Annotated in this window: 3 protein-coding genes and 1 tRNA gene; 1 reads left to right on the top strand and 3 read right to left on the bottom strand. The window is 30.6% G+C overall.

Translation table 11 applies throughout. The features are described from left to right. Positions 1-12: 12 nt before the first annotated feature. The 3 genes from CHI06_RS23100 to CHI06_RS23110 all read right to left on the bottom strand — a co-directional run bounded on the left by CHI06_RS23100 (position 13) and on the right by CHI06_RS23110 (position 677). A tRNA-Gly gene (locus CHI06_RS23100) sits at positions 13-86 on the bottom strand. A gap of 61 nt (positions 87-147) precedes the next feature. Next, a complete protein-coding gene (locus tag CHI06_RS23105; protein ID WP_095250919.1) occupies positions 148-423 on the bottom strand; it encodes a DUF1450 domain-containing protein in 276 nt (91 codons plus the stop codon). A 131-nt stretch (positions 424-554) separates the two neighbouring features. Continuing rightward, positions 555-677, bottom strand: coding sequence for an FbpB family small basic protein (locus CHI06_RS23110; protein WP_095250920.1), 123 nt, complete (start codon positions 675-677; stop codon positions 555-557). A 214-nt stretch (positions 678-891) separates the two neighbouring features. On the opposite strand from CHI06_RS23110, the gene CHI06_RS23115 reads away from it, so the two are divergent. Further along, a complete protein-coding gene (locus tag CHI06_RS23115; protein WP_095250921.1) occupies positions 892-1,263 on the top strand; it encodes a glyoxalase in 372 nt (123 codons plus the stop codon). Positions 1,264-1,382: the final 119 nt, after the last annotated feature.

The following is a 1,382-nucleotide window of genomic DNA, read 5'->3' on the forward strand; positions in this document are numbered from 1 at the left end:
ATTTAGAGTAATTGGAGCGGGTGATGAGAATCGAACTCACAACATCAGCTTGGAAGGCTGAGGTTTTACCACTAAACTACACCCGCATTTTTGACACCTAACAAATAGTACATGAAATATTATAACACCCTGCCATTAAGTTGTAAATTACTTTTTATCTACTTCAAGATGTTTAAGTTTTTCCAATAATTGTGCTGAGTCTTGAGCTACTATAAATTCACCATTTACAATCGCATAAGGAGATATTTTGCATTCCTCACATCTACTTTGACAATGGTACTCTTTATATTCGATATTTTTCTTACCCAAAAACGCACTGTATTCATTTTGTAGCTCATCAGGTAAAAAACGATTTAGGTTTTTTTCACAGAAATCAACTTTTAATTTTTTTTCCTTCGTAAAAAGTTTTGTAATAAAGTTCATACGCTGCACATCTCCACTGCTAGTCTTTTACATAAGTATATCAATTTCACCTAAATTATTCTCCTAATATATATTACAAAGAGCAACCATTTCTATTAGGGTTGCTCTTTTAACTGCTATATATGAAATTTTTATCTTTTTGAATGTTTTTTATCTATTTTCGCCTCAATTCTCTCCATTGCTTTTAGATCACTTTTTAATTCCTGCTTATTATCATCTACTAATTTCTTAAAGCTTATATTGCGTTTTCTCATCTGTTTCTCCACCTTTCTTATGTTTCTATTATACAAAAAGTAGAAAGGTTAAAATCAACAGAAATATTACAATTTTTTGAACTTTTATGAATTTTTCTGTTTTTTCAGCAAGGAATATCCCCTCACTACTTACTTATGGTAAATATTGTTTACCTTGGTTGACTCATTTATAATTGAATCTATATCTGAATCACAAATTTTGGAGGAGAAAATTATGAAACTAGGTGCATTTTCAGTTAGTTTAAATGTAAAGGACATTCATTTATCAAAATCATTCTATGAAAACTTAGGATTTCAAGCCTTTGGTGGAGATATTAATCAAAATTGGCTTATTATGAAAAATGAAAATTGCATCATCGGACTATTTCAAGGAATGTTTGAAAAAAACATCCTAACTTTTAATCCAGGATGGAATGAAAATGCTGAAAATCTTGAATCGTTTACGGACATTCGAGAAATTCAAAAGCAGCTTAAAGAAAAAGGAATAACAATGCATTCTGAAGCAGATGAATCAACCGAAGGACCAGCACATTTTACGATTGAGGATCCAGATGGTAATCAGATTCTTGTGGATCAACACAGATAACAAAAACATAACTCTCCAATGAAATACATACATCATAGTTAACCCTTTCCTTACAGAATCAATATAAAACAATAAAGAATAATAAAAAACCGAGTAGGCTACTATTTTCACGGCTAACC

Origin of the sequence: Bacillus sp. 7884-1 (assembly GCF_002272245.1) — a bacterium.
In the GTDB taxonomy this organism is placed as follows: Bacteria; Bacillota; Bacilli; order Bacillales; family Cytobacillaceae; genus Neobacillus.